The sequence below is a fragment of the Burkholderia sp. Ac-20384 genome (assembly GCF_017104605.1).
Classification (GTDB): Bacteria; Pseudomonadota; Gammaproteobacteria; order Burkholderiales; family Burkholderiaceae; genus Burkholderia; species Burkholderia lata.
This window is the reverse complement of the sequence record NZ_JAAGPE010000447.1, coordinates 1-5448: the sequence shown is the minus strand read 5'-3', so window position 1 is coordinate 5448 and position 5448 is coordinate 1. Positions and strand designations below refer to the sequence as shown.

5 protein-coding genes are annotated in these 5448 nt (G+C 68.9%); 3 read left to right on the top strand and 2 right to left on the bottom strand.

Going from position 1 to position 5448, the window contains the following annotated elements; translation table 11 throughout:
- Nucleotides 1-175 precede the first annotated feature (175 nt).
- Both G3O00_RS39415 and G3O00_RS39410 read left to right on the top strand, forming a co-directional pair.
- Entirely contained in the window at nucleotides 176-1495 is a 1320-nt protein-coding gene (locus G3O00_RS39415) for an MFS transporter (RefSeq protein WP_011354532.1), read from the top strand.
- Nucleotides 1496-1544: 49 nt separating this feature from the next.
- Entirely contained in the window at nucleotides 1545-2246 is a 702-nt protein-coding gene (locus tag G3O00_RS39410; protein WP_206146229.1) for a DUF2848 domain-containing protein, read from the top strand.
- 407 nt (nucleotides 2247-2653) lie between these two features.
- Here the strand turns inward: G3O00_RS39410 and G3O00_RS39405 are convergent, their stop codons facing one another.
- Together G3O00_RS39405 and G3O00_RS39400 are read right to left on the bottom strand one after the other, a co-directional pair.
- Nucleotides 2654-4045 (bottom strand): RtcB family protein, encoded by a 1392-nt coding sequence (locus G3O00_RS39405; protein WP_206146228.1) that lies wholly within the window; start codon nucleotides 4043-4045, stop codon nucleotides 2654-2656.
- A 131-nt stretch (nucleotides 4046-4176) separates the two neighbouring features.
- The gene (locus tag G3O00_RS39400; RefSeq protein WP_206146227.1) at nucleotides 4177-5160 is read right to left on the bottom strand and encodes an NAD-dependent epimerase/dehydratase family protein; all 984 of its coding nucleotides are present in this window, start codon (nucleotides 5158-5160) and stop codon (nucleotides 4177-4179) included.
- A gap of 101 nt (nucleotides 5161-5261) precedes the next feature.
- Between G3O00_RS39400 and G3O00_RS39395 the strand changes: the two genes are divergently transcribed.
- The coding region (locus G3O00_RS39395; protein ID WP_206146226.1) for a LysR family transcriptional regulator at nucleotides 5262-5448 on the top strand (187 nt) is incomplete at its 3' end.

Here is a 5448-nt window from a genome sequence, read left to right as displayed (position 1 = left end):
CACCTTCGACCTGCTGTGGCGCGCCGCCGCACCGCTGCATGCAACGCGCAGCGACGTCGAAACCGAGCCCGCTGCTGCCGCCGCGCTGCCCGCCTGATCGCCCACGCCGGCCGCACCGCAGGCACGACGCACGCCAGCGCACCGGCCCGGCGCCTCATCCCGTTCCCGTCACGACATGCCCGACACCATGAGCACTCTCGCCCAGCCCGCCGCCCACGCGCCCCACCGCGTCCGCACCAGCCGACTCGCGACCGCGAGCATGATCGGCACGTCGCTCGAGTGGTACGACTTCACGATCTACAACACGCTCGCCGCGCTCGTCTTCAACCACCTGTTCTTCCCGTCGGTCGATCCGCTGGCCGGCACGATCCTCGCGTTCTCGACCTATGCGGTCGGCTACGTGTCGCGCCCGCTCGGCGGCTTCGTGTTCGGCAATCTCGGCGACCGCATCGGCCGCCGCGCGGTGCTGATGCTCACGCTCGTGCTGATGGGTGTGACGACCGCGCTGATGGGTGCGCTGCCGACCTATGCGCAAGCCGGCATCCTGAGCCCGATCCTGCTCGTCGCGCTGCGCTTCGTGCAGGGCGTCGCGCTCGGCGGCGAATGGGCCGGCGCGGTGCTGCTGTCGGTCGAGCACGGCGACCAGAAGCGGCGCGGGCTGTCCGCATCGTGGACGCAGATCGGCCCGTCGTTCGGCACGCTGCTCGGCACCGGCTGCATCGCGCTCGTGACGCTGTCTACCACGTCGGGCGATTTCCTGTCATGGGGCTGGCGCGTGCCGTTCGCGGCCAGCGCGCTGCTCGTCGTGTTCGGTTTCTGGCTGCGGCGCGGCGTCGACGAAACGCCGCAGTTCGAGCAACTCGCCGAATCGCACGCGACCGCCGAGGTGCCCGTCGCCGACGTGCTGAAGGTCCACTGGAAACGCCTGCTGATCGCGGGCGGGTCGCGGATCGGTTCGGACGTGCTGTATGCGCTGATCGTCGTGTTCACGCTCACCTACGTGACGACCGTGCTGCACCTGTCGCGCCCCGTCGCACTGACGGCCGTGATGATCGGCACGGCCTGCAACGCGCTCGCGGTGCCGTTCTTCGGTGCGCTGTCCGACCGCTTCGGCCGCCGGCCCGTGTATCTCGCCGGCGCGCTTGCCGGCATCGTGTGGGCGTTCGCGTTCTTCACCCTGCTCGATTCGGCACGCCCCGGCGCGATCGTCGCGGCCGTCGCGATCGGCCTCGTGATCCACGCGGTGATGTACGGCCCGCAGGGCGCGTTCGTGACCGAACAGTTCCCGACCCGTGTGCGCTATGCGGGCTCGTCGCTCGCGTACACGCTCGCCGGCATCGTCGGCGGCGGCTTCGCGCCGCTCGTGATCGCCGCGCTGTTCCGGCAGACGGGCACGACGACGGCCGTATCGCTGTATGTCGCCGCCGCGCTCGTCGTCACGTCGATCGCGCTCCTCGTCGCACGCGAAACCGCGCACCAGCCGCTCGCGGATTGAGCTTCGCGGCCAGCCGTTTCATTCCTTCGCACTTCAACCGGATACCCGTATGCCAACCCTGTCGTTCAACGTGATTTCCCGGCAACACGCGCCGGCCACCGTCGACGTCGAGATCGAGCGCGTCGTGATCGCCGGCTGGGCCGGCCGCGATCCGGCCGCGATCCAGGCACACATCGACGAACTCGCGGCGCTCGGCGTCGCGCCGCCGTCGACCACGCCCTGCTTCTATCGCGTATCGGCCGCGCTGCTCACGCAGGCACCATCGATCGGCGTGCTCGGTGCGCGCTCGGGCGGCGAGATCGAATGCGTGCTGGTCGACAGCCCGGCCGGCACGCTCGTGACCGTCGGCTCCGATCATACGGATCGTGAGGTCGAAGCCTACGGCGTCGCGGTGTCGAAGCAGGTGTGCGCGAAACCGCTCGGCCGCGACGCGTGGCGTTACGCGGACGTCGCGGATCACTGGGATGCGATCGAGATGCGCGCGTGGCTGATCTCGCGCGACGGCAAGCGGACGGCGTACCAGCACGGTGCGGTGAGCGGCCTGCTTGCGCCCGAGGGGCTGTGGCAGCGCTTCGACGACCGCCGCACGATGCCCGCGCGCAGCGCGATGTATGGCGGCACGGTTGCCGTGCATGGCGCGATCGCGGCGATGGGCGACGGCGATGCGTTCGAGATGGAACTGCACGACCCGGTGCTCGGGCGCAGCCTTCGGCACCGCTATGCAGTGGAAGTGCTGCCGGTCGTGGCATAACGGACGATGACGCGCGGCACACGGGCGCGACAGCGTCCTGTCGCCGCGCCTGCCCCGGCTAGTACGGCTGAAAGCAGTGATAGTCCGGAAAGTTGAATTGCGAGTTGCCGCAATACAGCACGCCAACCAGGTTGGTACACCCGCTCAATGCAAACATCATTGCGCCCGCAACCGACACTTTCCATCCGAAATGCAACATTGCACCCCCGTTTTCGCTTTTTCGACGTTGACCGCCATGATGCTCATCGGACGCGCCCGGGTATGTGGAAAATTGTTGTGCCGCGTGGGCTTCGGTTCGCGATGACGCTTCCCCGTGCCCGGGCGCAGCCCGAGGCACGAGAAAGCGGACGGCGCGTCGCCGCCCTGGCGCACGCAACGACAGCGGCCACGGAGCACGCGGCCGCCCGTCACGCCTTGAACGTGACCCACGGCTTCAGCCGGACCGCGCTGCGGATGAGGCCGGCCTGCTCCTGCGCATCGATCACGGGCCCGATCGGCTTGTAGGCTTCCGGCGCTTCCTCGATGCGGCGCTCGTCGCGCAGCGTGACGCAGCGCCACGTGCCCGGCGCCTGCTCCGTGCGCATCCGCCGCACCGCCTGCCGGCGCACGCTGCGGCCGGCGCCGTGGCTGCATGACCACAGCCAGTCGGGATGGCCGAGCCCGGTCGCGAGAAACGACGCATCGCCCATCGATCCGGGAATCAGCGCGAGATCGCCGTCGCGAGCGGGTGTCGCCCCCTTGCGATGGATGTTCATCCCGTGTTCGCGCAGCACGACGTTGTGCGGCACGTCGACCACGAGGGCCGAGCGGGTCTCGCCGGTGAGTTCCGCCAGTTCCTTGCGCACCATCTCGGCCAGCACGACACGGTTGAGCCACGCGTAGCGCGCAGCCGTGCCCATCGCGACGAGGTATTCGCGCGCCAGCTCGCCGGACAGGCCGTACAGGCCGCTTTCCGGATGCCTGACGCCGGCCGGCCACGCCGCGCGCGCCCGGTCCATCCAGCGCCGCCCGACGTAGAAGCCGACATCGCGCGAACCGCTGTGGATCATCACGACGACATCGTCCTTCGCGAGTCCCGCACGGTAGGCCGCATGCCGGTCGAACACGGCATCGACCACCTGCAGCTCGACGAAATGATTGCCCGACCCGGGTGTGCCGAGGCAAGGATCGCGAAAGACTTCACGCGACCCGACGTGTGCGTCCGGCGCATATTTCGCGCTGCCGTCGAACCGGTCGAGGCCGATGCACGACGACAGTTCGTCGATGAGGCGGTCGCGGTCGACGTGCTGCCAGAGCCCCTGCGACGCAACGCGATCGACGAATGCCGCCGGGCCCGCATCGAACAGCGCGCGGAATGCGTCGCTGGCAACCGGCACGTCGCGCCGATCCGCGAGGATCGCGCGCGTCAGCCGCTCGACGAGGGCCGTCTCGAACGGCGCGAGCGCCGACCGCTTGAGGCCCGTGGTGACGAGACGCATCCCGCAATTGATATCGGTGCCGATCGCGGCGGGAATCACGAACGCGTCGTCGGTCGCGACGATCGAGCCGACCGGCGCAACCCCACCCGGATGAAAATCGGGCGTCGCGCAAGCCTTGCACACGCGCTGATGGCCATCCGGCGAACGGACGGCCGCGAACGCGAGCAACTGCTGAACGGCCTTCTCCTCGAGCGGGAGCGCTTCGGGCAACAGGACGGACGCCTGCGTCAGTTCATTGCGCAGGTGATAGATGCCGGCGTGATAGTCGACATGGATGCCTTGCCGTTGCAAGGCCTTTTTTAAGCGAGGAAGAGTAGACATCGCTGCTGGAAATGAAAAAGGTACGACGCGACCTCCGGTATTCCGGCGGTCGTGGGTACCTTCCTGCAGCAGCGTCGAGGAAGGGAGCGCGGATCATAGCAGAACGCGCTTGCGTTCGCGACCGCCGTTGCTCACTTGAGACACCCGAGCCCCGCCAGCGTCGCCTCCACCGCCGTGTCGAGCGGCGTCACCGGCTCGCGGCCGAGCACCGCGGTCACCCGCGTGTTGTCGAGCCGGATCGGCTCGCGCCACAGGTAGCGCATCTCGAGCAATTCGCGCAGCGTCGTGACGAACGGCGCCGCCGCCCACACGAACCACCACGGGAACTTGCGCACCGTCGGACGCAGCCCGTGCCGCTGCGCGACGCGGCGCACGGCCTCCGCCATCTGCGTGCCGTCCGCATCCCAATGTCCGCCGAGGTGAAAGCGCGCGAACGGTTCCAGCGTGTCGCGCCGCTCGATCAGCTCGACCATCGAGCGCGCGGCATCCGGCACATACGACCATTGGTGCCCGATACCGTCCCGCCCCGGCACGCTGATGGCCGCCACCGGCTGCCCGGCCTTGACGAACCCCGCCGCAAACCAGCTGTTGCCGGTGAGCTTCGGCCCGAAGAAATCGCCGGCGCGCACGATGATCGTGCGAACGCCCTGCCCGGCCGCATCCTGCAGCCGGCGCTCCAGCTCGACGCGGATCGCGCCCTTGCGCGTCGACGGATGCTGCGGCGCGTCTTCGTACAAGACCGGAAACGCATCGGCGCCGTAGTTGTAGACGGTGCCCGGCAACACGACGGTGGCCCGCTCCGCCTTCGCCGCCGCGATCGTGTTGTCGATCATCGGCAGCACCTGCCCGGCCCAGTCCCGGTAGCCGGGCGGATTCACCGCATGCACGATCACGCTGCAGCCGCGCGCGGCCCGGACGACCGCGTCGCGGTCCATCGCGTCGCCGCGCATCCAGGCAATGCCGTCGCGCTCCACGACCTCGGCGTCGAGCCCGCGCTTCAGCGCACGCACCTGCCAGCCCGCGTCGCGCAACTGGCGCGCGACTTCCCCGCCAATTCCGCCGCTCGCACCGAGCACGAGTGCCTGTCGTTGTGTCCCGCCTGCGTGGGTCGTCATTGCCGCTCTCCTTGAATGAACTTCCGTGATGACACGCATTCTGGCGCGCCGACGGCTAACAAGGAATTGCCGAGCACAATGGATCAGCTATACATTTATGTATGGCTATCGATCTGAACTGGGAACGCTACCGCACCTTCCTCGCCGTGCTGACGGAAGGCTCGCTGTCGGGCGCGGCGCGCGCGCTCGGCATCACGCAGCCGACAGCCGGCCGCCACGTCGCGGCGCTCGAGGCCGCGTTCGGCCAGACGCTGTTCACGCGCTCGCCGTCCGGCTTGTTGCCGACCA